A 22211-nucleotide genomic window follows, 5' to 3' on the forward strand; every position below is an offset into this window, starting at 1 on the left:
CCGCTCCACGGGTACGGGTGCGGCCCGCGCAGGGCCCCGCCCGTACCCCGTACCCCGTCACCACCGAGCCGCACCCGTACCCCGTCATCGCCCCGGACATCCGTCCCCCCTGCGACAGGAGTTCCGTCATGGCCTCGGCCACCACCGCCGCGTCCCCGCCCGCGAGCCGCGACGGCTCGCCGGTCAGCAAGCGGCCAGACCTCGGCCTGCTGCTCCTGCTGGCCGCGACCTTCATGATCGCGCTCGACATCTTCATCGTGAATGTGGCGATCCCCTCCGTCCAGAACGACCTGCACGCGGGCACCGCGTCGATCCAGTGGGTGGTGGCGGGCTTCGGCCTGGCCGTGGCCACCGGGCTGATCACGGCGGGCCGGCTCGGTGACGTCTTCGGCCGCAGACGGATGTTCACCGTCGGGCTCGCGCTGTTCACCGCCACCTCGGCGGCGTGCGGATTCGCCCCCACCGCAGGGACGCTGGTGGCGGCGCGGGTCCTCCAGGGCCTGTCGGCCGCGCTGATGAGCCCGCAGGTGCTGTCGATTCTCCAGACCGCCTACACCGGCAAGGCGCAGGCCCGCGCCTTCAGCATGTACGGGCTGACGATGGGCGTCGGCGCGGTCTTCGGGCAGCTCATCGGCGGTCTGCTGATCAAGGCCGACGTGCTCGGCCTCGGCTGGCGGGCCTGCTTCCTGATCAACCTCCCGGTCGGGCTGCTCGCCCTGGCGCTGGTGCCGCGCGCCCTGGCCGAGTCGAGGGCGCCGCAACGGCCCCGGCTGGACCTCACCGGCGTGGCGCTGTCCACCGCCGCTGTCGTCGCGCTCGTGCTGCCGCTGATCCAGGGGCGTGCGGCGGGCTGGCCGCTGTGGACCTGGCTGTGCCTGGCCGCGTCCGCCGTGCTCGTCACCGTCTTCGTCCGCCACCAGGACCGGCTCGGCCGCCGCGGCGGCGACCCGGTGCTGAACACGGACCTGTTCCGGCAGCGCGGTTTCGGTCCCGGCTCCCTCGCGCAGTTCGTCTTCTGGAGCGGGCAGGGCTCGTTCTTCCTGATCCTCGCCCTGTACCTCCAGGCGGGCCGCGGCCTGAACGCCCTGCACTCGGGCACGGTCTTCCTGGCGATCGGCGGCGGCTACCTGCTGACCTCGACGAACGCGCACCGCATCGCGGCCAGGCTCGGCGGCCGTACGGTCCCGGCCGGAGCGCTGGCGATGGCCGCGGGGCTCGGTCTGCTGTGGGAGGCGGCGCACCGCTCCGGGACCACCGGCAGCCTGTGGGAGCTGGTGCCGGGGCTCATCATGGACGGCGTCGGGATGGGCATGGTGATCGCCCCGCTCACCCACGACGCGCTGGCCACCGTCCCGCCCCGGCTCGTCGGCTCGGCCTCCGGCGTGGTGGCCACCACGCAGCAGATCGGCGGCGCGCTCGGCATCGCCCTGATCGGCATCATCTTCTACGGCGCGGTCGGCGACGGCGCGCCCGGCGGTTACCCGCACGCCTTCCGGATGGGGCTGGTGTTCCTGCTCGGCCTCGAACTGGCGCTGGCGGTCCTGAGCTTCGCCGTCCGGCGGCGCGAGGCGGCTCGGTGAGCCGAGCCCTCGGGCGGCACGGGTAAGGGGCGACCACCTGGGTGGTCGCCCCTTACCCGTCGTCAGATCGACATGTCGTCAGATCCGGCGGAGCCGCACCACGGGAATGTCCCGGTCGGTCTTCTTCTGGTAGTCGGCGTACGGCGCGTACACATCGAGCAGGTGCGGCCACACCCGGGCCTTGTCCTGCGGCGACAGCGTCTCGGCGCGGGCGGCGAAGCGCTCGCCGAGCACCCGCAGGTGGACCTCGGGGTTGTCGCGGACGCTCAGGTACCACAGGGGGTGCTCGGGGGCGCCGCCCTTGGAGGCGACGATCAGGTAGTCGTCGCCGTCCCGGCCGTAGATCAGTACGGTACGCAGCCACGCGCCGCTGCGACGGCCCTGGTAGTCGAGGAGCAGGCAGGGCGAGCCGTTGAGGTCGGTGCCCTCGGTGCCGTTGGACTCCTCGTAGCGGCGGGCCTGGTCGGCCACCCACTTCTCGGGGCTGACCTTCACCGCGGCGGGGTCATAAGACGTCATGCGTGTGTGCCTTCCAGAGGGTTCGAGTAGCACCCAGCGTAGGGCGGGCGCGCCGCAAACAGGGCGTACGGAGCGGTCACAGGCCCGGCGCGCCCCAGACGGGGAACCAGCGCGACAGGTCGTCCTCCAGCCGGAGGTCATTGGTGACCAGGGCTCTGACCTGGAGTTCCAGCGCGTTGTCCCGCTTCTCGCCGGGCAGCGGGGCGAAGGGGTAGAAGGAGCCGCGCTTGTAGAGGTAGACCAGCGCCACCGAGCGGCCCGCGGGGTCCTTGAAACCGAGCAGCGAGCAGAGCAGTTGCGGGCCGAAGCCGCGTTCTTCCAGGGCGGAGTTGATCGCGTGCAGATCGGTGACGAGGTCGGTCATCTCGGCGGGGTCCTTGCGGGCCAGCAGCCAGGTGTAGCCGTACGAGTCCTGGCTGGCCTCCGCGCCGACCAGGGCCCGCAGGTCCTGCTGGATCTCGGCGAAGGCGCCGCCCTCGACGGCCGCGAAGCAGACCGAGCCGAGGCCGGTGGGCCGCAGCTCGCTCGCCGCTTCGAGGGTGATGGCGGCCGAGGTGAGGCCGAAGAGCTGATCGAGGTCGGGCTTGACCGGCTTGCTGCGGCCGAGGATGACGTCCAGCAGACCCATCAGTGGCGGTCCAGTTCGAGAGTGATGCGGCTGAGCTGCTCCAGCCGCTGCTCAAGGGAGGGGTGGGTGGACAGCAGCTTCGAGAAGGCGGAGCCTCCGCCCTTCGCGCTCAGCGCGGGCGCGAAGTAGAAGGCGTTGAAGGGCTCCGCCTTGCGGAGGTCCTTGGTGGGGATCGCGCCGATCTGCCCGGTGACCTTGGTCAGTGCGGAGGCCAGCGAGGAGGGGCGGCCGGTGAGCAGCGCGGCGCTGCGGTCGGCGGACAGCTCGCGGTAGCGCGACAGCATCCGGGTGAGCAGGAAGCTGATGGCGTAGACGACCGCGCTGACCAGCGGGATCGCCACGGCGAGCACGGCGGTGCCGGGGTCGCGCGCCCGGCGGAAGCCGCCGTAGAGGCCGATCCGGGTGATGACACCGGCGAGGATGCCGAGGAAGGAGGCGATCGTCATGACCGCGACGTCCTTGTGGGCGACGTGGGACAACTCGTGGGCGATGACGCCCTCCAGCTCGTCCGGCTCCAGGCGGCGCAGCAGCCCGGTCGTGGCGCACACCGTGGTGTTCTTCTTGTTGCGACCGGTGGCGAACGCGTTCGGCACGTCGGAATCGGCGATGGCGACCTTGGGCTTGGGCATGTCGGCGAGCGCGCAGATGCGGTCCACGACGCCGTGCAGCTCCGGCGCCTGTTCGGGCGTGACCTCCTTGGCGCCCATGCTGAAGGCGGCGATGCGGTCGCTGAACCAGAACTGCGCGATGAAGAGAACTCCGGCGATCACGAGGATCAGCGGCCAGGATCCGCGCAGCAGCGCCAGCAGCGCGCCGACGAAGACGACATAGAGCAGACCGATCAGGAACATCGTGACCACCATGCGCGTGGTCAGCCCCCGGTCGGGCGCGAAGCGGTTGCGGTCCATGGCCCCTCCCGAGACATGCGGGGCGCGGACCACTGGCGGCGGTCCGTCGTACCTCGTTGTCGAGTGTGCACCTGTTCAACGACTACGACGAGCCCGTCGGTTCCGCTCAGGCCCTCACATCGAGCACCAATTTGCCGAAGGTTTGCCGGGCCCGCAGCTCCTCATGGGCCCTGACCGCCTCGGACAGCGGATAGACCCCGCCGAGCCGGGGCACGAGGCGGCCCGCCGCGGTCATTTCCAGCAGCTCGGCCATCGGCTCGCGGTACATCCCCGGACGGCCGAGGCAGTGCGTCAGCCAGAAGCCGACGACCGCGCGGGAGCGGGCCATGAGCTGTGCGGCCTGGACCGGTGTCGGGGGCGTCCTGGAGGCCAGACCGTACGTGACGAGGCGGCCGAACGGCGCGAGCGCGGCGAGCGAGGCGTCGAAGACCGGGCCCCCGGTCATCTCCAGCACGATGTCGACCTTCTTGCCGCCGTTCGCCTCGACGAGACGGTCCTTCAGGTTCTCGGGGCCGGAGTCGACGGCGACGTCGGCGCCGAGTTCAAGCGCGAGGTCCCGCTTGTCCTCGGACGAGGCGGTGGCGATCACCCGGCCCGCGCCGAAGGTCTTGGCGAGCTGGACGGCGAGCGAGCCCGTACCGCCGGCCGCCGCGTGCACCACGACGCTCTCGCCCTCGGCCAGGCGTCCGGAGGTGCGCAGCAGGTGCCAGGCGGTGAGGCCCTGGACGACCAGGGCGAGCGCCTGCCCGTCGGTGACCTCGTCGGGCACGTCGTGGGCCAGGTACTCCTGGACGACGGCCTTCTGGGCGTAGCCGCCGTTGTCGGTGAGGGCGACGACCCGGCGGCCCTCCGCGGTGCGGCCGACCACCTCGGCGCCGGGGACCATCGGGAGCGTGGAGCGCGAGAGGTAGGAGTCCTCGACGGTGTGCGTGTCGGCGTAGTTGATCCCGGCGGAGTCGACGTCCACGAGGAGCTGGCCCGGGCCTGCCACGGGGTCGGGCAGCTCGGTCTCCCGCAGCACCTCGGGACCGCCGAATTCGGTGATCTGGATCGCGCGCACGTCGGCTCCTCAGCGTGGTGGGGCGCACCCTGCGGGTGCTTTCCTGGCGTCCGCCGGTGTGTCCCGGTGTCCGCTCCGCCGATATTACCGACTGGTTGGTATGTCGCACACCGCTTGGGCACACCGCTTGAGCACGCCGCTTGGGCACGCCGCAACGCGTTCCGTCGCGCACTCCACCACGGCACCGGCGCCCCCGCCGGTCCGCTCAGGCGGCGGGCACCGGCACGGGCGGCGGCGGGCCGACGTACCGCGCGGACGGCCGGATGATCTTGCTGTCCTCGGCCTGCTCCAGGATGTTGGCGCTCCAGCCGACGACCCGGGCGGCGGCGAAGGTGGGCGTGAACATCTCGCGCGGCAGCCCGCAGAGCTCCATCACGACGCCCGCGAAGAACTCGACGTTGATGTGCAGCTCGCGGCCGGGCTTCAGCTCGGCGAGCAGCGCCTCCGCGCGGGCCTCCACCTGCACCGCGAAGTCCACCAGGTCGCCGCCGAAGCTCTGCGCGATGCCCTTGAGCATCCGCGAGCGCGGGTCCTCGGTGCGGTACACGGGGTGGCCGAAGCCCATGATCCGCTCGCCCGCCCCGATGTGCTCCCGCAGCCAGCCGTCGATCCGGTCGGGCGTGCCGATCGCGTCGAGTGTGTCGAGCGCGCGGCTGGGCGCGCCGCCGTGCAGCGGCCCGGACAGCGCGCCGATCGCGCCCACCAGACACGCGGCCAGGTCCGCCCCCGTCGAGGCGATCACGCGGGCGGTGAACGTCGAGGCGTTGAAGCCGTGGTCGACGGTCGAGATCAGATAGCGCTCGACGGCTCGGGCGCGTACGGGCTCCGGCTCCTCGCCGGTCAGCATGTAGAGGTAATTCGCCGCGTACGGCAGGTCGTCGCGCGGCTCGACCGGCTCCAGGCCCTGGGCGAGCCGGTGCAGCGCGGTGAGCAGGGTGGGCACCACCGCGCAGGCGGCCAGCGCGTCGGCGCGGCGGCGGTCGGGCGTGAGGTCGTACAGCGGGCGGAATCCGGCCGAGGCGCCGGTCAGCGACAGCGCGGTGCGCAGCCCCGCGAGCGGTCCCGACAGCGCGCTGGCGCGGGCGATGGCCGGGAGCGCGTCCGCCACGTCGGCGGGCAGGTGCCGCAGGGCGGCGGTCCGCGCGGTGAACGCGGCGCGCTCGGCCGCGTCGGGCAGCGCGCCGTGGAACATCAGGTGCCAGACGTCCTCGAAGCCGCGGCTCTCGGCCAGCTCCACGGCGGAATACTCGCGGTAGTGGTAGAAGCCTTCGAGCCCGCGGACGTCGCCGATGGATGTGTCGGTGACGATCACGCCCTTGAGCCCGCGGGGTACGTCGATCGGGGCGTTCTGCTCGGTGGTCGGCATCGTGTCCTCCTTGGGTATTGACTCGACTCTCCATGATTGATTTAAACTCTGTCAATGTTGATTGAATCAATGTGAATGAGCTGAGCACTATGGATACGGTGAGGCCATGACGGATCAACCGGCGGACCGGATCAGCACCCGGGAGGCCGCCCGGCGGCTCGGCGTGAAGCCGGAGACGCTGTACGCGTATGTCAGCCGCGGCCTGCTCGCCAGCCGACGGGCCGAGGGCGGCAGGGGCAGCACCTTCGACCCGGACGAGGTCGAGGCCCTGGCCCGGCGCGCACGGCCCGCGGCGGCCGGTGCCGACGGGCCCTCGGACAGCGGGGGCGGCGGGGGCGGAAACGGCGCCTGGGTCCGTATCCGTACCGGCGTCACTTTGATCGAGGACGACGGCCTCTACTTCCGCGGGGTCGACGCGACCGGGCTGGCCACGGCGTACGGCTTCGAGGAGGTCGCCGAGTGGCTGTGGACCGGGGTGCTGCGGCGCGGGGTCCGCTTCACCGCGCCCGAGCCGCTGTTGAAGGCCGCCCGCAGCGCGGGCGACGCGCTGCCCGCGGGCTGCGGTCCGATGGACCGGCTGCGGGTCGCGGTCATCGCGGCGGCCACCGCGGATCCGCTGCGCTTCGACCTGTCGGAGGAGGCCGTGCTGGGCACGGCGCGCAGCCTGATCCCGACCCTGGTCGGCGCGCTGCCGCCGCTCGGTCGGCCGCATTCGGGAGAGGGCGGGCTGGCCTGGCGGCTGTGGTCGCGGCTGACCGAGCGGCCCGCCGACGAGGCGTCGCTGCGGGTGCTGGACGCGGCGCTCGCTCTGCTCGTCGACCACGACCTGGCCGCCTCGACGCTGGCCGCGCGGGTCGCCGCCTCGGCCCGCGCGCACCCCTACGCGGTGGTGTCCGCCGGACTCGGCGCGCTGGACGGGCCGCTGCACGGACAGGCCAGCGCCCTGGCCCACCGGACGCTCGCCGAGGTGCTGGAGCGCGGCGGCGCGGGTCCCGTTGTCGCCGAGCAACTGCGCGCCGGTCAGCGGATCCCCGGCCTCGGGCACCGTCTCTACCAGGGCGAGGACCCGCGCGCCCGGCTGCTCTTCCACCTGCTCGGGCAGGTGCCCGCCGCCTCCGACGCGCTGGCCGCGGCCCGCGACCTGGCGGCGACGGCCGCCCGCCACACCCCGCTGCACCCCAACGTCGACCTGGCCCTCGCGGTGCTCTCGGTCTCCGCCGCGATGCCCGCGGAGGCGGGCGAGACGGTCTTCTCCGTGGCGCGCACGGCGGGCTGGATCGCGCACGCCCTGGAGGAGTACCAGGAGCGCCCGCTGCGGATGCGCCCCAGCGGCACCTATCAGGGACCACCGCCGCCCCAGCCGCTGCCGTGACGGCGCGCGGTCGCCTCCCACGGGCGGATGACCGCCGACGCCGCCCTCAGCGGAGACCCGGGCATCGGCCGGAGGCTGGGCCGGGGCCGGAGTCCGGGCCGGGGCCGGGAACCGTCGTCAGACGCCGGTCAGACGGGGGATGCGGCCGACCAGTTCGGCCCACTCCGTGTCCTTCTGGCCCGGCACCATGCGGCCCGCGGACCGCCACTGGTCGGCGAGTTCCGCGAAGACCGGTGCCTCCGTGCTCTGCAGAACCGTTCCGGCACGGGAATAGCGCCATGGCTGGTGACCGTCGCCCGCGCCGTCGGCGCCGTCGTCCTGCGGAATCCACTGCGTTGCTGCCATAACCCGACCAACGACTCCGACGGGTCGGACGCCACTGCACACCCCGCCCGCACCACTCGTATGAGTGAACTCTCCGGGGTCCGTGGCACCCGCGGCGACGGCAGGAATTTCCGGCGGGCGCCGCCCGTTGTGGGGGCATGAGCACTGTGGAGCTGACCAAGGAGAATTTCGACGAGGTCGTGTCGTCGCACGATTTCGTCCTCATCGACTTCTGGGCCGCCTGGTGCGGGCCGTGCCGGATGTTCGCACCGGTCTACGACAAGTCGTCCGAGAAGCACCAGGACCTGGTCTTCGCGAAGGTCGACACGGAGGCGCAGCCCGAGCTGGCCGCGGCCTTCCAGATCCAGTCGATCCCGACCCTGATGATCGTCCGTGACAAGGTCGCGGTCTTCGCGCAGCCGGGAGCGCTGCCCGAGCCCGCCCTGGAGGACGTCATCGCGCAGGCCCGCGCCCTCGACATGGACGAGGTGCGCAAGTCGGTCGAGGAGGCCCAGCAGAGCTCCTGACGGGCCCGCCCGCCACCGACGCGACAGCGAGGGACATCCGGGGCCGCGCCCCCGGCCCGCGGCGAGAAGGATTCGCCGCCGGGCCGGAGCGCGGCCCTTGCGCCGCCGTGTCGTCGGCCCGCCGGGGTAACGCGGCCGGGCCCGTGCGCGACACCGTCCGCGGGCCCGCCCTCCAGGGCATTGTCAGTGGTCGCGTCTAGGCTCCGATGGTGGGTACAGCCATCGCCGCCGTCGCGCGGATCGCCGCCGTGCCCGACCCGGTGGGGTCGGGCGGGCGGCTGTGCGCGCTCGGGGAGGACGGGACGGCGGTCGGGAAGGTCGATGTCGTACGGGACCTGGCCGCTGAGGTCGCGCGGCGGGAGGCCGAGCAGGCGCCGCGCTGGGTCTGGGCGGCGACCGACGAGGTGTATCCGTGGCTGCTCGACCGGGGGTCGGTGCGCACCGCGCGCTGCCATGACGTGAAGCTCGTCGAGTCGCTGCTGCTCGGGCAGGAGGGCAGGCACCGCAGGCCCCGGTCGCTGGGGGCGGCGTGGGCGCGGCTGCACGGGCTGCCCGAGCCCGAGGACGCCCCGGAGCCCGGCGCGGACGACCAGCCGGTGCTGTTCGCCGCCGACCGGCGTCATCTCCCGCGGGATCTCGACCCGTTGGCCGCGCTGGTCGAGGTGCACGCGGCGCAGCAGCGGCGGATCGCCGCGAGCGAGCACCCCGACAGGATCCGGCTGCTGTGCGCGGCGGAGTCCGCGGGCGCGCTCGCCGCGGTCGAGATGGGCCGGGACGGGCTGCCGTGGAGCGCCGAGGTGCACGACGAGCTGCTGACCGGGCTGCTCGGCCCGCGCCCCGCGGGTGGCGCACGGCCCGCGCTGCTGGGCGAGTTGGCCGCCCGTATCCAGGACGCGCTCGGACGTCCGGTCAACCCCGACTCCCCCGCCCAGATGCTGCCCGCCTTCGCCCGCGTCGGCGTGCATCTGACGTCGACCCGCTCGCACGAGCTGCGCGAGGTCGGGCATCCGGCGGCCGGGCTGCTGCTGCGCTACAAGGAACTGTCCCGGATCCACGCCGCGCATGGCTGGGCCTGGCGCGAGAGCTGGGTGCGCGACGGCCGCTTCCGCGCCGAATACGTGGTGGGCGGCGTGGTGTCGGGCCGGTGGGCGACGCGTGGCGGCGGCGCCCTTCAGATCCCGCGGCTGCTGCGCTCCGCCGTCGTCGCCGACCCCGGGCACCGACTGGTGGTCGCCGACGCCGGGCAGCTGGAGCCGCGGGTGCTGGCCGCGATGTCCGGTGACGCCGGGCTCGCGGCGGCTGCCGCGGAGGGCGATCTGTACGCGGCCCTGGCGCGGAACGCCTTCGGCGGCGACCGGCCGCGCGCCAAGATCGCACTGCTCGCGGCGATGTACGGGCAGACCAGCGGCGAGGCGGGTCAGCTTCTCGCGGTGATGCGCCGTCGTTTCCCCGCCGCCCTCGCCCTGGTGGAGGCCGCGGCCAGGACGGGCGAGGCGGGCGGGATCGTACGGTCGCGGCTGGGCCGTACGTCGCCCGCGCCGTCCGCCGACCGGTTCCTCGACGAGAGCGCCGACCCCGGCGACGGCGCGTCCCCCGACCGCCGCGCGGCCCGGTCCTGGGGCCGCTTCACGCGCAATTTCCTCATCCAGGCCAGCGCCTCCGACTGGGCCTTGGCCATGCTGGCCTCGCTGCGCCGCCGGCTGACCGCGATCGGGCCGGAGCCCCAACTGGTCTTCTTCCAGCACGACGAGGTGATCGTGCACGCCCCGACCGAGCTCGCGCCCGCCGTCGAGGCGGCGGTGACGGCGGCCGGTGACGAGGCCCGCCGCCTGGTCTTCGGCTCCGCCCCGGTGCCGTTCCCGCTGGAGACGCACGCGGTGGCGTGCTACGCGGACGCCAAGTAGCCCGGCGGCAGGGTCACTTGTCACCCGCCGCGTCGGATTCCGCCGTCGCGGCGGCGGAATCCGCGTCGTCCACCAGCTTGCGCATACGGGCGAGTTCGGAGTCCGAGGGCGCGGAGGAGTCGCTGCCCGCGCCCGCGGATGCGCCCGCCGAGGTGTCCGCCGACGACGCCGGTGCGGACGTACGGCCGGAGTGTCCGCAGCCGGTCACCAGCGCCCCGGCGATCGCGCAGGCGGCCAGCACGGCACCGGCCCGCGTACGGCCGCCCTTTCGCGACGCGGCGCCGCTCACTTCGTGCCGCCCTTCGCCGTGAAGTCCTGTGTCCCGCACCAGGTGCGGACGGCGTCCAGATCCGTGCTGCGCCGGTTGAGGGTCGGCACCAGCGACTTGCGGAAGGTCAGCTTGTCCTTGAGATACGTGGCCACCGCCGTGTCACCGGCCGTGTTCGCGTTGTCGACCCGCTTCTGGAGCCGGGCGACGGAACCGCGTTCCGTGGCAGGGCCGTTGAGCCGGGCGAGCGCGCGGTCGATACGGGCGTCGATCTTCGGCAGCCGCTTGCACAGGGCGCGGGCGCCGTCCCCGGTCGGGGCCTTGTGGACCTTCGGGGTCCTGGACGCGGCGGACGGGTCCGTCGACGGTGCGGCGGACGGGTCGGCCGCCGGTGCCGAGGACGGGTCGGCAGACGGTGCGGCCGACGGGCTCGTGGCGTCCGCGACGGCGGTGCCGGCCGCGGCGAGCAGGGCGGCGAGCGCGGCGGCTGTCGCCACGGCGGTGCGAGTGGGGCGCATGGGTTCCTCCCTGAGGGTTTCGGCACCGGTCGCGGTGCCCGTCAGAGCCGGAGGTTAGGAACCGTCTTTGTGGAAACCTTGTGACCGCGCGACAGGCCCGCGACGACCGGCCGGACCGCAACTGCCGTGCGCCCCGGGAACCTTGCACGTGGCCCGGTCCGACCGGTGACCCTCGCGCGGAACCCGAGGCAGGCGGTGCCCGGTGCGGTCCGCGGCCCTACGGCCGCTCCCCCGTCGACGCGCCCGCCAGCCAGTCCCGGCCGCCGGGCAGCGGGCGCTCCGACGCGCCGAGCGGCAGCACCACGGTGAAGCGCGCGCCGGGACCGCCCGGCCGGTCGCCGACGGTGATCCGCCCGCCGTGCAGGGCGATCTGCTGCCCGACCAGGGCGAGGCCGAGCCCGGAGCCAGGGCTGTCGGGGCGGCGGCGGAAGCGCTGGAAGATCTCCCGCCGGGCGGCGGGCGGCACTCCGGGCCCGTGGTCGTCCACGGTCAGTACGACAGAGGGGCCCGCCGGGTCGGCCCCCGGTGCGAGCGTCACCTCGATCAGCGCCCCGCCTCCGCTCCCCCTACCGCCGCCGGGCCCGTGCCCGTCCCCGTCCCGACTCGCGCCGTGCACCGCCGCGTTGACCAGCAGATTGTCGACCGCCGAGCGCAGCCCCTGCGGCCAGCCGTACACGCGCAGGCCCGGCCGCGCAGTCAACTCCACGCGTACGTCGGGGCGTTCGCGCCGCAGGTCGGCCACGGCGGCGTCCAGCACGTCGGCGAGGTCGACCGGCACGAAGGCGTCGGCCTCGACCAGGTCGCCCTGGGCGAGGGCGCGCAGCATCACCAACAGGCCGAGCAGCCTGGTGTGTTCGCCGCGCAGGTCGGCGATGATCTCGGCGCGTTCCGCGGGGTCGGGCTCGGGGCGGCCGTCCAGGACGTCGAGGTTGATGCGCATGCTCATCAGGGGGTTGCGCAGTTCGTGGGAGGCGGCGGCGGAGAAGGAACGCGCGGTGGCCAGCGCCTCGGCCGTACGGGCGGCCTGTTCGTCGTAGCGCGCGAGGACGGTCTGGAGCGTGCGGGCGAGTTCGTCGACCTCGGTGACCCGGGTCGGCGTGTGGTCGAGGCGGGCGGCGCTGGTGCGCGGGTCGATGCCCCCGGCGCGGCGCTGGAGCCGCCGCAGCGGGAGCGCCGCGCGGGTGACGGCGAGCCAGGCGGCGGCGCCCGCGACCGGCGCGGTGAGCAGCGCGACGGTGACGATCCTGCGGCGCACCCGGCTGATCTGCTCCTGGCCCGCGGTGTCCGGCGAGAACAGCCACAGGGTGCCGGTCGCGGCGGGTCGCACAACGGACAGCGGTACGGCGAGCACCCGCCAACTGCTGCCGTCCGCACGGAAGGTGACGGGCCGTACGGCGTCCGCCGCGGCGGGCAGCGGCCGGCCGTCGGCGGGCTGCGGGCCTTCGGTGACGGTGCCCTCGGTGCCGGTCACGCGGATGCCGACGTCGAGCGCGGCGGCGAACAGCTTGCGCTGACGGGCCTGTTCGACCTCGGCCGACCGGTCGTTCGCCATGGCCCGCAGCAGATTGCGGGCGTCGGTGCGGACGGCGGCGGCCCGGTCCCGCAGGTGCGCGTCGGCCTGCGCGTGAACGTCGTGGCCGACCAGCCGGACCATGATCCAGCCGGAGGCGAGGACGAGCAGCGGTACGAGGACGGTGATCGCCAGCGCGATCCGGGTGGACAGCCTCACGACACGCCGTCCCGTACCCCGGCTCGCCGCTGTTCGCGTCCGTCGGCCCGCAGGACGAATCCCACGCCCCGCACGGTGTGCAGGATGCGGGGCCTGCCGCCCGCCTCCAGCTTCTTGCGCAGATAGCTGACGAAGGTGTCGACGGCGTCGGTGCGGACCTCGAAGTCGTATCCCCAGACCCGGTCGAGGAGTTGGTCGCGGGTGAGCACGAGACCGGCGTTGCGGGCGAGGAACTCCAGGAGTTCGAACTCCCTGCGGGTCAGCTCCAGCGCCCGGCCCTCGCGGGCGGCGGTGCGGGCGGCCGGGTCGAGGACGAGGCCGCAGGCGCGGACCTGGCCGTCGGGGCGTGGCGGCCGGCGGCGCAGCAGGGCGTGCAGCCGCAGGACGAGTTCTTCGAGTGCGAAGGGTTTGACGAGGTAGTCGTCGGCGCCCGCCTGGAGTCCCGCGACCCGGTCGGCGACCTCGTCGAGCGCGGAGAGCACCAGCACCGGCAGGTCGTCGCCGCCGGCCCGCAGGGTCCGGCACACCTCGATGCCGTCCACGTCGGGCATCGATATGTCCAGGACGAGGATGTCGGGCGGGGTACGGCTCAGCAGGTCCAGCGCGGCGGCGCCGCCGTCGGCCTCGGTGACGGCGAAGCCGCGCAGCCGCAGGGCGCGGCCGAGTGAGCGGCGGATCGCCGCGTCGTCGTCCACGACCATGACGCGGCCGGGACCGGGCCCTGAACCGGGGTCGGGCTCGGAACCGGGGCCGCCGCCCGCCTCCGGGCCGTCCGTGTGCGGCATCGGATCTGTCATCGGAACATGCCTCCGCTCCCCGGCCGTCGCATGGTGCATCGCGGGAACCATGCCTACACGGCCGGGGAGCGGAGAGCCATCGGGGGTGGCGCCCCCGCCGTCGCGGCGGGGGTGCCACCCGGGTCACTCGGGCGGTGTCACCCGCCGTACTGCGCGAAGGTGCGGGTGAAGTCCCACGCCTGCTGGGAGACGCCGGAGCAGGTGTCGTCGTTCGGGTAGCCGCCGGGGCAGGGCCGGTCCCGGTTGGCGGACCAGAAGGTCAGCCGGGCCAGGTGATGCTGCTGGGCGTAGGCGAGGATCGTGCGGAAGTCGGCGACGGTGACGGTCTCGCTGTTGTCGGTGATGCCGTTCATCGACGAGATGCCGCTGTGCCGGTACGCCTGGTCGTCGGTGTAGCCGTACGCGTTCTTGAGAGCGTTCTTCAGGCCGTCGGTGGCCTTCGTGGTGAGGTTGCCCATGTTCTGGCCCGCGCCGCCGAAGTCGAACGGCATGATCGTCCAACTGTCGACGGTCAGCCCGGAGGCGGCGGCCTTGTTGATCAGGCCGGTGTCGGGGCCGCTCTGCCCGGTGCCGATGGTGACGTACTCGACGATGCCGGGATTGTTGGCCTTGATGGTCTTGAGCGCGTCGACCGTGCGCTGCTGGACGGTGCCGTTGCTGTAGGCGCTGGCCTCGATGTCGATGTCGATGGCCTTGAGGCCGTAGGCGTTGATGACCTTCTGGTAGGCGCCCGCGAGCGCACTCGCGCTGGTGCAGGACTCTTCCAGCTTGTTGCCGCTGTAGCCGCCGAAGGACGGGACGACGTCGCCGCCCGCCGCCCTGATCTTGTTGATGGTGTTCTGGTCGACGCCGCCGGTCAACGCCCGGCCGCCGTCCCACTGCGGGTTGCAGGTGCCGTTGCTGAGCACGAAGGCGAGCGTGAACCACTTGACGCCGGTCGCGTTCATGATCGTCGTCGGGTCCGGCGGGTTGCCCCAGCCGTTGTAGAGGTACGGCGCGACGGCCTGGACGCCGGTGCCGCCGGACGGCGGCGGGGTGGTCGGCGGGGTGCCGCCGCCGGTGGGCAGCGTCCACTTCTGGTTGGCGGAGCCCGCGCAGTCCCAGATCTGGAGCCGGGTGCCGTTGGCGGAGCTGGGGCCCGTCGCGTCCAGACAGCGGCCTGAACCGGCGTTGACCAGCGTGCCGTTGCTCGACGTCCACTTCTGCGCGTTGGTGCCGTTGCAGTCGTAGAGCTGGATCGGTGTGCCGTTGGCGGTGCCCGCGGCGGTCACGTCCATGCACTTGCCGAGGGCGCGCAGGGTGCCGTCGGAGGAGACGGTCCACGCCTGGGCGGCGCTGCCGTTGCAGTCGTAGAGCTGCACGGCGGCGCCGTTGGCGTTGCTGCCCGAGGCCACGTCGACGCACTTGCCGCCGTAGCCGGTGACGGCCCCGGTGGCGTCGGCGCCGGACGCCTGGCTGATCCCGAGGGCGGTCAGGGCTCCCGCGGCGAGCGCGGCGGTGGCCAGGAGCGTGGTGGTCTTTCGCATCTGCCGGATCCCTCTCATCAGCCGGTCACGGTCCACTTCTGGTTGGCGGTGCCCGCGCAGTCCCAGATCTGGAGCCGGGTGCCGTTGGCGGAGCTGTTGCCGGAGGCGTCCAGGCATCTGTTGGAGGCCGGGTTGACGATGTCGTGGGCGGCGCTCACGGTCCACTTCTGCGCGTTGGTGCCGTTGCAGTCGTAGAGCTGGATCGGTGTGCCGTTGGCGGTCCCGGCCGCGGTGATGTCCATGCACTTGCCGAGGGCGCGGATGGTGCCGTCGGAGCCGACCGTCCAGGACTGCGCGGCCGAGCCGTTGCAGTCGTAGAGCTGCACGGCGGCGCCGTTGGCGCTGCTGCCCGAGGCCACGTCGACGCACTTGCCGCCGAGGCCGGTGATGGCGTGTCCCGTGCCGGTGCCCGGTCCCGAGCTGTCGCTGGTGGTGACGTGCACGTAGTCCACGACGAGCTGCTGCGGGAAGGTGGTGCTGGAGTTGGGGTCGCCGGGCCAGTAGCCGCCGACCGCGAGGTTGAGCAGCAGGTAGAAGGGGTGGTCGAACACCCAGCGGTTGCCGCCGAGGTCGGCGGACGTACGGGTCTGGTAGACGTTGCCGTCCACGGACCACTTGATGGAGTTCGGCGCCCAGTCGATGGCGAAGGTGTGGAAGGCGTCGGAGAAGCTCTGTCCGCCGGGGAGGGTGTATCCGGCGCCGATGCCGGCCGAACCGGAGTAGCCGGGGCCGTGGATGGTGCCGTGCACGCTGCCGGGCTCGAAGCCGACGTTCTCCATGATGTCGATCTCGCCGCTGTTGGGCCAGCCGACCGAGCCGATGTCGTTGCCGAGCATCCAGAAGGCGGGCCACATGCCCTGGCCGCGCGGCAGCTTCATCCGGGTCTCGAAGTGGCCGTACGTCTGGGTGAACTTCTGCGGGGTGGACAGCCGCGCGGAGGTGTACTGGCAGGACCCGTACCAGCACTGGTAGTTGGCCGGATTCTCCTTGCGGGCGGTGATGACGAGGTTGCCCTGGCCGTCGAGCGCCGCGTTGTGGGTACCGCTGGTGTAGTACTGGCGCTCGTGGTTGTTGACGTTGTCACCGGTCTCGTAGCCCCACTTGGAGCTGTCGACCGCGCTTCCCGCGGGGCCGTTGAAGTCGTCGGTGAAGGTGGCGGTGGCCGCCACCGAGGCGGTGTCGAGCCTGCTCGCGGTGGCTTGCGGGGACGCGGTCTGTTGCAGCCAGCCGCACAGCAGCAGTCCTGCGGCGGCCAGCAGCGCGAGGGGGCGTATGCGTCGGGTGGGGGGTGATGCCGACATTGCCGGACTCCTCGGTCGGGTCGTCAGAAAACGGTTTTGGGCATGCTCCTGACAGACAGTGAGGTGCGGGGCACCCTGGGAGACTTCCCTTACGTCTTAGTTCAGGACGTGATTTAAATGGCGGGACTGAGGGGAGTCAAGGCTTCCGGCAAAGGTACGTACCTTAAAGTTCGCGGCGCTTGACGAGCAAGGCGAGCACGACGACGCCGGGGATGAGCGGCAGCCAGGTGGTGACCAGGCGATAGCCGAGCACGGCGGAGGTCGCGGCGACGGCGGAGGCCCCGGCCGTGACCAGCGCGAGGGCGAGCGCCGCGTCCAGCGAGCCGAGCCCCGCCGGGGTCGGCAGCCAGCCCGCCGCGGTGCTCGCGAAGAAGTACGCCACCAGGATGCCGCTGACCGGCACCGGGGCGTGGACCGCCTTGACCACGGCGACGACCACCGACGCGTGCATGGCGGGGAAGGCCAGCGAGCCGCCCCACAGGCACGCCACGCGCGCCCGGTCGCGGTGCAGGGTCCGTACGTCGTCGGCCACCGACGCCAGGAAGCAGCGGGCCCGGTCGCGCGCGCGGCCCGCGTACCGCGAGGCCACGAACGCCAGCACGACCAGCACCAGCGCGACCGCGCCGATCACCATGGGGTCGGCGGGCAGCACGAATCCGTCGGGGGCCAGCCGGTGCACTTGCAGGGCGTCGGGGAAGAGCGCGAGCAGGACGAGCAGCAGCGTCACCCGGCCGATGGCGGCGGCCGAGGCGCGGACGGCGAGCGCCGCGAGCGACCGTGTCGGCGTCATGCCGTGCCGCACCAGGAAGCGCAGATTGACGGCGTTGCCGCCGACGCCCGCGGGCAGGACGTGGTTGGCCGCCGAGGCCGCGAACTGCGCGGCCAGCAGCCGGCCGGGCGGCAGCGACATGACGACCGCGCCCTGCTGGGCGACGGCCGAGCAGACCCACGTCATGCACGCGGCGAAGACCGCGACGGCCATCCACTCGGCGTCCGCCTGGCCCAGCCGCCCGGCGCTGTCGCCGATCATCGGCCACTTGCTGACGGCGAGCGCCGCGACCGCGGCCACCGGCAGCAGCATGGCGGCGGACCGCACCGAATTGCGCTGCCAGAGCGCACCCTCGTCACGGGCGATGGACACGGTGACTCCTCGTCGCATGCGGTACGACGGCCGGGGCCGCCGGGGGACGGTGCGCGTAGCAGTGCGGGAAGTGGGACGGTTTGTCCAGACTAGGTGCCTTCCGGGGCGGCGTCGTACCGGCACAGGGCCACCCGGGTCAATCGTCGGACCCGCGCGCCGCGACGGCGAGGGTCCGTCAAGGGCCCCTTTTCCCGGCTGCCTTGGGGGTCCGGCCACGCCTGGAGTCTGCCCGCGTACGGTGAACGGCGCGCAGACCGTGACTGTCGCCATGTCCCCGGTCGGGTGACTCTCCACCGCCGCGGGATTAGCTCCGGAGAGTGCCGCGCATGGGCGCGGCGGACGGCGCGGAAGCCGAGGTCACCGGCGGGTTCCCGCCATGGCGCCGCGGCGGTCGTCGGACCGGTCGCCGGGGCGCGCGCTCAGCGGGTCGGCTCCGACCGGCCACCGGAGCGCCCACAGGGGCGCGGTCACCAGGTCAGGAACGCCTCGTAGGCGGGCGCGAGGGTGTCGGTGAGGGTCCGGCCGCGGACGCTGACCGCAGGACGGCCCAGTTCGGCGACGGCCGGTGCCGGGGCGGCGGGGCGGCGGTCGGGGAGGTCGCCGCAGTCCCAGAAGCCGTCGTCCGGGGCCGGGCCGTCGTCCAGGGGTACGGGCGGGGGGCCGTTGCGTACGGCGTCCAGGACGGCGCGGCGGTCCCGGCCGCGCCAGGTGGTGAGCAGGAACGGTTCGTCGTCGATGGCGGCGCCGAGCGCGGCGAGTACGGCGGTGAGGTGGGCGCAGGGCAGCGCCCAGTCCGGGCAGTCGCACTCCAGGACCGGCTCGCCGTCCCCGGCCGGGAGCAGCGGCAGCCCGGCCCTGGCGAAGAGGGCGTCGGCGTCCGGCGGCAGCTCGCCGTCCAGGAGTTGCTCACGCGCGTCGGAGTCGGCGACGAGGGCCCGCTCGGCCCGTCGCCACTCGGCGTCGGTCAGCACAGGCAGTTCGATCCGCACCGTCCACGGCGTCGGCGCGCCGTCCCGTACCCGGGCGGTGACCAGCCCCGGCTCCACCGCGAGTCCGGTGACGCGCCCCGACGCCGGGCCGCGCGCGTACCCGAGCCCCGCGAGCCGGGCGTCCAGCCGTGCGGCCCACGTACGGCCGCCGTTTCCGGCCCCGGTCATCCGCTCACCCCCGCTACGGTCCCCGCCGCGCCCGTACACCCACCAGGGCCCACGGCGTCCGCCGGGCCGCCGCACTCGCACCGACCGCCGAAGCGCGTCGCTCGCCCACCGCCGCTACGGGTCCCCGCCGCGCCCGTACACCCACCGGGGCCCACGGCGTCCGCCGGGCCGCCGGGCCCGCACCGACCGCCGAGACGTGTCACTCGCTCACCGCCTCTTCCTCCGACAGCCGCAGGGCGTCGCGCAGTTCGGCCGTGGTCAGCTCCGCGAGCCAGTTCGCTGCCGCGGTGTCGCCCGCGCCGACAGCGCCGACGGCGGCGTCCGCGAGGGTGCGCTTGGCTTCGATCATCGCGTCGACGCGCTCCTCGACGGTGCCCGCGCAGACGAAGGTGCGCACCTGGACGTCGCGGGGCTGGCCGATCCGGAAGGCGCGGTCGGTGGCCTGGTCCTCGACGGCCGGATTCCACCAGCGGTCGATGTGCACGACCTGGCTGGCCGCGGTGAGGTTGAGGCCGGTGCCGCCCGCCTTGAGGGAGAGCAGGAAGACGGCGGGGCCGTCCGTCTCCTGGAAGCGGGCCACCATGTCCTCGCGGGCCCGCGCCGGGTCGCCGCCGTGCAGGAACAGCACCTCGGTGCCGAGCCGCCTGGCCAGATGCGGGCGCAACAGGGCGCCGAAGGCCGCGTATTGGGTGAAGCACAGCGTCTTGTCGCCCGCGGCGAGCGCGGTCTCCAACGTTTCCTCCAGACGGGCGAGTTTGCCGGAACGGCCGTCCAGAGACGAGCCGTCGCCGAGGAAGTGGGCGGGGTGGTTGCAGACCTGCTTCAGCTTGCCGAGGGCGGCCAGTACGTGGGCGCGGCGGCGCAGTCCGCGGGTCTCGTCCATGCGCGCGAGCATGTCGGCGACGACCGCGCGGTAGAGCGCGGCCTGCTCCGCGGTCAGATTGCACACCACCTTGATGTGCTGCTTCGCGGGCAGTTCGCGGGCGATGGCCGGATCGGACTTGAGCCGCCGCAGCACGAACGGCCCGGTGCGGCGGCGCAGTTCGGCCGCCACGGCCGCGTCGCCGTCGCGCTCGACGGGGATCGCGTACCGCTCCTTGAAGGCGCCCGCCGTGCCGAACAGGCCGGGGTTCACCAGGTCGAGCAGCGCGTGCAGTTCGGCGAGGCGGTTCTCGACGGGGGTGCCGGTGAGGGCGATCCGGTGCCGGGCGGGCAGGGCGCGCAGCGCCCGGTACTGGTGCGTGGCGCTGTTCTTGACGCTCTGCGCCTCGTCCACGACCAGCCGCCGCCAGGTGACGGCGGCCAGCGCCTCGTGGTCGCGCTGCACCAGCCCGTAAGTGGTGATCACCAGGTCGGCGCCTCTTACCGCCGCGGCCAGTTCCGTACCGGTCAGCCGCCCCGCGCCGTGGTGCACGTACACCCGCAGCTTGGGTGCGAAGGCGGCGGTCTCGCGCCGCCAGTTGCCGACCAGCGACATCGGGCAGACGACGAGCGTCGGGCCGTACGCGCTCTGGTCGCGCCGGTCCGGGTCACGCCAATCCGGGTCGCGCCGGTCCGGGTCACCCTCCCGCTCGCGTTCCACGGCGAGCAGCGCGAGGGTCTGGGCGGTCTTGCCCAGGCCCATGTCGTCGGCGAGCACGGCGCCGAGGCCGAGCCGGGACAGGAACGCGAGCCAGTCCAGGCCGCGTTGCTGGTACGGACGCAGGGTCGCGGTGAAGTCGGCGGGTACGGCGACCGGTTCCGGGCGGTGCTCCGCGCTGCCGCGCAGCAGTGCGCCGAGGCCGCTGAGCCGGTCCGCGGGGTCGTCGGCGGTGACCACGGTGACGGGCAGCCCCGCCTCGGCCGCCGTCGGGTCGAGGGCGATCCGCAGGGCCTGTCCCGTGGTCATGGTGCCGCTGCCCGCGCGTTCCAGGAAGGCCAGCACGGCGGCGATCCGCTCCGGGTCGACCTCGGTCCACTGGCCGCGCAGGCGTACCAGCGGCTGCCGGGCGGCGGCGAGCGCGGTGAGTTCCTTGTCGGTCAGCGCCTGGTCGCCGAGGGCCACCCGCCAGCGGAAGGCCACGATCGCGTCCCGGTCGGCGATGCTCGACGTCTCGACGGTGCCGGGCTGCGGCTCCCGTACGGTCAGCGCCATGCCCAGCGCGGGCTTGCGCTGCCACCACGACGGGACCAGCACCCCGAAGCCCGCCTCCGTCAGCGCCGGGGCCGCCTCCCGCAGAAAGGCCAGCGCCCCGGCCCGGTCGAGCCGCAGCCCGGAGGGGCGCTCACCGGCCAGCGCGGTGCGCAGCGCCTGATACGTGCGGGCGGCGCGGGTCAGCGCGGCGAGCACCGTCTGCGGCGGGTCGTCGGCGTACCGCGTCAGCGCGGCCTGCGCGGGGCCGCGCGTCCACACCTCGGCGGCCTCGACGGTGAGCGACGGCTCGTCGACGGCCTGGACGAGGAAGTCGAGACTCCAGCCGTCGTCCTCCGCCCCGTCGCCCGGGCCCGCGCCGAGGTCGCCGCCGCGCGGTTCCGTCAGCCGGAAGCAGAGCCGCAGCGGCTGGTCGTCCGCGGCGGCCGACGCGTGCCAGGCGGCCAGCCGCTCCCCCAGCCGGGCCGTCTCGACCGGGTCGGCCGCGCGCATCCGGCCGTCCGCCGCGCCGAGCGCCGCCGCCCACGCCTCGGCCGCTCCGGCCGCCTTCCCGCCCTTCACCAGCGGCCCCGCGTCCTCCAGCGCCGCCCGCGCCTCGCTGTCCACCAGCACGGCCATGACGTCCGTGACGAGCCCGGCCGCCGACCGTACGCCGTCGGCCGCGCCCAGGGTCAGCGTCGGCGGGACGGCCGCGGTCAGCCGGGCCAGCTCCTGGTGGCCCGCGGCGTCGGGCGCCGGGCGCCACCGGGCGTGCGGGACGCCGTCCTCGCGGACGAGTTCGGGCAGCAGCCTGCCCCGGCCGACCAGCCGCCACGCCACGTCGTGGGCGGCGACCAGCCACCGCACGGAGGCGCCGTAGGGCAGCTCGGGCAGGTCGGCGTGCGACAGCTCGCCGAGGAGCTGGGCGGCCTGGCCGGGGGTGAACAGGACGGCCGGTACGGTCCAGGGCGCGAGCGCGCCGCGACCGTCGCCGGGAGCGGCCGGGGTCCGCAGTTCGGGCGACGGCCGGGGCCGCCCGGCGGTGGTGGGCAGCACGAGGCCCGCGGTCCCGCGCGCGGCGCGGCCCGCGAGCCAGCCCAGTCCTGGGCCGCCCGTCGAGAGCAGCCGTACGACCTCGGCGGCGGGCACGGCGAAGGGGTGCGTGGCGGGCGCGCCCGCCGGAGTCTCCCCGTCCGCGTCCCGGCCCGTCGCCGTCCTGGGACGACTACCAGCGGCGGGCTCCGCCGCCCGTGCGTCGCCGGCGGCGGGCGGGCTCGTGCCGCCCGCCGTGCGCGGCGGTGTGTGTTCCGTCCACAAGGCGAGCCGCCGGTCCGCTCGCCACTGGGCGTGCAGAGCGAACACGGCGGCTGCCTTCCGTCGGCGACGGCTGATCGGCGGTTGATCAGCGGGAATGGTGGCTGCCGACAGCCTACGTCGAGGTCAGGACATCACCGGGGCGCCACCGGGGCCGCCCGT

19 protein-coding genes are annotated in these 22211 nt (G+C 73.9%); 4 read left to right on the plus strand and 15 right to left on the minus strand.

All coding sequences use genetic code 11. The features are described from left to right. Positions 1-128: 128 nt before the first annotated feature. On the plus strand, positions 129-1580 hold the full coding sequence (locus ACFZAM_RS13730; protein ID WP_391045728.1) for an MFS transporter: 1452 nt from the start codon (positions 129-131) through the stop codon (positions 1578-1580). Between the two features lie 78 nt (positions 1581-1658). Here the strand turns inward: ACFZAM_RS13730 and ACFZAM_RS13735 are convergent, their stop codons facing one another. The 5 genes from ACFZAM_RS13735 to ACFZAM_RS13755 form a co-directional block, all read right to left on the minus strand. Next, positions 1659-2099 carry a nitroreductase/quinone reductase family protein gene (locus ACFZAM_RS13735; protein ID WP_391045731.1) on the minus strand — a complete coding sequence of 147 codons (441 nt, stop codon included), beginning with the start codon at positions 2097-2099 and terminating at the stop codon, positions 1659-1661. Between the two features lie 76 nt (positions 2100-2175). Next, positions 2176-2727 (minus strand): hypothetical protein, encoded by a 552-nt coding sequence (locus ACFZAM_RS13740; protein ID WP_355346710.1) that lies wholly within the window; start codon positions 2725-2727, stop codon positions 2176-2178. Further along, entirely contained in the window at positions 2727-3635 is a 909-nt protein-coding gene (htpX, locus tag ACFZAM_RS13745) for a zinc metalloprotease HtpX (RefSeq protein ID WP_355346713.1), read from the minus strand. Before htpX ends, ACFZAM_RS13740 begins: the two co-directional genes overlap by 1 nt. A gap of 106 nt (positions 3636-3741) precedes the next feature. Next, the gene (locus ACFZAM_RS13750) at positions 3742-4695 is read right to left on the minus strand and encodes a zinc-binding dehydrogenase (RefSeq protein WP_391045734.1); all 954 of its coding nucleotides are present in this window, start codon (positions 4693-4695) and stop codon (positions 3742-3744) included. Between the two features lie 205 nt (positions 4696-4900). Further along, positions 4901-6061, minus strand: a complete 1161-nt coding sequence (locus ACFZAM_RS13755; RefSeq protein ID WP_391045736.1) for a citrate synthase — start codon at positions 6059-6061, stop codon at positions 4901-4903. Positions 6062-6167: 106 nt separating this feature from the next. Between ACFZAM_RS13755 and ACFZAM_RS13760 the strand changes: the two genes are divergently transcribed. Then, entirely contained in the window at positions 6168-7433 is a 1266-nt protein-coding gene (locus ACFZAM_RS13760) for a citrate/2-methylcitrate synthase (RefSeq protein ID WP_391045739.1), read from the plus strand. A 117-nt stretch (positions 7434-7550) separates the two neighbouring features. Here ACFZAM_RS13760 and ACFZAM_RS13765 read toward each other — a convergent pair whose 3' ends face one another. Further along, positions 7551-7778 carry a hypothetical protein gene (locus ACFZAM_RS13765; protein WP_355346725.1) on the minus strand — a complete coding sequence of 76 codons (228 nt, stop codon included), beginning with the start codon at positions 7776-7778 and terminating at the stop codon, positions 7551-7553. Between the two features lie 137 nt (positions 7779-7915). On the opposite strand from ACFZAM_RS13765, the gene trxA reads away from it, so the two are divergent. Both trxA and ACFZAM_RS13775 read left to right on the plus strand, forming a co-directional pair. Then, positions 7916-8284: a thioredoxin gene (trxA, locus tag ACFZAM_RS13770; protein ID WP_355346728.1), complete on the plus strand. Its 369-nt coding sequence runs from the start codon at positions 7916-7918 to the stop codon at positions 8282-8284. A gap of 206 nt (positions 8285-8490) precedes the next feature. Then, entirely contained in the window at positions 8491-10188 is a 1698-nt protein-coding gene (locus tag ACFZAM_RS13775) for a bifunctional 3'-5' exonuclease/DNA polymerase (protein WP_391045744.1), read from the plus strand. 13 nt (positions 10189-10201) lie between these two features. Here ACFZAM_RS13775 and ACFZAM_RS13780 read toward each other — a convergent pair whose 3' ends face one another. The 9 genes from ACFZAM_RS13780 to ACFZAM_RS13820 form a co-directional block, all read right to left on the minus strand. Further along, on the minus strand, positions 10202-10477 hold the full coding sequence (locus tag ACFZAM_RS13780; protein ID WP_391045746.1) for a hypothetical protein: 276 nt from the start codon (positions 10475-10477) through the stop codon (positions 10202-10204). Continuing rightward, entirely contained in the window at positions 10474-10974 is a 501-nt protein-coding gene (locus ACFZAM_RS13785) for a hypothetical protein (RefSeq protein WP_391045747.1), read from the minus strand. The genes ACFZAM_RS13780 and ACFZAM_RS13785 overlap by 4 nt, the downstream gene beginning before the upstream one ends. Positions 10975-11191: 217 nt before the next feature. Next, complete coding sequence (locus ACFZAM_RS13790; RefSeq protein ID WP_391045749.1) at positions 11192-12703, minus strand: ATP-binding protein; 1512 nt, start codon at positions 12701-12703, stop codon at positions 11192-11194. After that, positions 12700-13404 (minus strand): response regulator, encoded by a 705-nt coding sequence (locus ACFZAM_RS13795; RefSeq protein WP_391046199.1) that lies wholly within the window; start codon positions 13402-13404, stop codon positions 12700-12702. The genes ACFZAM_RS13790 and ACFZAM_RS13795 overlap by 4 nt, the downstream gene beginning before the upstream one ends. Positions 13405-13637: 233 nt before the next feature. Further along, the gene (locus tag ACFZAM_RS13800; protein WP_391045750.1) at positions 13638-15026 is read right to left on the minus strand and encodes a ricin-type beta-trefoil lectin domain protein; all 1389 of its coding nucleotides are present in this window, start codon (positions 15024-15026) and stop codon (positions 13638-13640) included. A 17-nt stretch (positions 15027-15043) separates the two neighbouring features. Then, a complete protein-coding gene (locus ACFZAM_RS13805; RefSeq protein WP_355346746.1) occupies positions 15044-16327 on the minus strand; it encodes an RICIN domain-containing protein in 1284 nt (427 codons plus the stop codon). A gap of 163 nt (positions 16328-16490) precedes the next feature. Further along, a complete protein-coding gene (locus ACFZAM_RS13810) occupies positions 16491-17468 on the minus strand; it encodes a lysylphosphatidylglycerol synthase domain-containing protein (protein WP_391045752.1) in 978 nt (325 codons plus the stop codon). A 467-nt stretch (positions 17469-17935) separates the two neighbouring features. Beyond that, complete coding sequence (locus ACFZAM_RS13815; protein WP_391045753.1) at positions 17936-18625, minus strand: hypothetical protein; 690 nt, start codon at positions 18623-18625, stop codon at positions 17936-17938. A gap of 199 nt (positions 18626-18824) precedes the next feature. Continuing rightward, positions 18825-22097, minus strand: a complete 3273-nt coding sequence (locus ACFZAM_RS13820) for an SNF2-related protein (protein WP_391045754.1) — start codon at positions 22095-22097, stop codon at positions 18825-18827. Positions 22098-22211 lie beyond the last annotated feature (114 nt).

This window comes from Streptomyces sp. NPDC008079 (assembly GCF_042957385.1).
Classification (GTDB): Bacteria; Actinomycetota; Actinomycetes; order Streptomycetales; family Streptomycetaceae; genus Actinacidiphila.

Bases quoted from the DNA above. Each gene is read 5' to 3' on its own strand.
- ACFZAM_RS13730 (WP_391045728.1), top strand. From the start codon at position 129: ATGGCCTCGGCCACCACCGCCGCGTCCCCGCCCGCGAGCCGCGACGGC.
- ACFZAM_RS13735 (WP_391045731.1), bottom strand. From the start codon at position 2,099: ATGACGTCTTATGACCCCGCCGCGGTGAAGGTCAGCCCCGAGAAGTGG.
- ACFZAM_RS13740 (WP_355346710.1), bottom strand. From the start codon at position 2,727: ATGGGTCTGCTGGACGTCATCCTCGGCCGCAGCAAGCCGGTCAAGCCC.
- htpX (WP_355346713.1), bottom strand. From the start codon at position 3,635: ATGGACCGCAACCGCTTCGCGCCCGACCGGGGGCTGACCACGCGCATG.
- ACFZAM_RS13755 (WP_391045736.1), bottom strand. From the start codon at position 6,061: ATGCCGACCACCGAGCAGAACGCCCCGATCGACGTACCCCGCGGGCTC.
- ACFZAM_RS13760 (WP_391045739.1), top strand. From the start codon at position 6,168: ATGACGGATCAACCGGCGGACCGGATCAGCACCCGGGAGGCCGCCCGG.
- ACFZAM_RS13765 (WP_355346725.1), bottom strand. From the start codon at position 7,778: ATGGCAGCAACGCAGTGGATTCCGCAGGACGACGGCGCCGACGGCGCG.
- trxA (WP_355346728.1), top strand. From the start codon at position 7,916: ATGAGCACTGTGGAGCTGACCAAGGAGAATTTCGACGAGGTCGTGTCG.
- ACFZAM_RS13775 (WP_391045744.1), top strand. From the start codon at position 8,491: ATGGTGGGTACAGCCATCGCCGCCGTCGCGCGGATCGCCGCCGTGCCC.
- ACFZAM_RS13785 (WP_391045747.1), bottom strand. From the start codon at position 10,974: ATGCGCCCCACTCGCACCGCCGTGGCGACAGCCGCCGCGCTCGCCGCC.
- ACFZAM_RS13795 (WP_391046199.1), bottom strand. From the start codon at position 13,404: ATGGTCGTGGACGACGACGCGGCGATCCGCCGCTCACTCGGCCGCGCC.
- ACFZAM_RS13800 (WP_391045750.1), bottom strand. From the start codon at position 15,026: ATGCGAAAGACCACCACGCTCCTGGCCACCGCCGCGCTCGCCGCGGGA.
- ACFZAM_RS13805 (WP_355346746.1), bottom strand. From the start codon at position 16,327: ATGTCGGCATCACCCCCCACCCGACGCATACGCCCCCTCGCGCTGCTG.
- ACFZAM_RS13815 (WP_391045753.1), bottom strand. From the start codon at position 18,625: ATGACCGGGGCCGGAAACGGCGGCCGTACGTGGGCCGCACGGCTGGAC.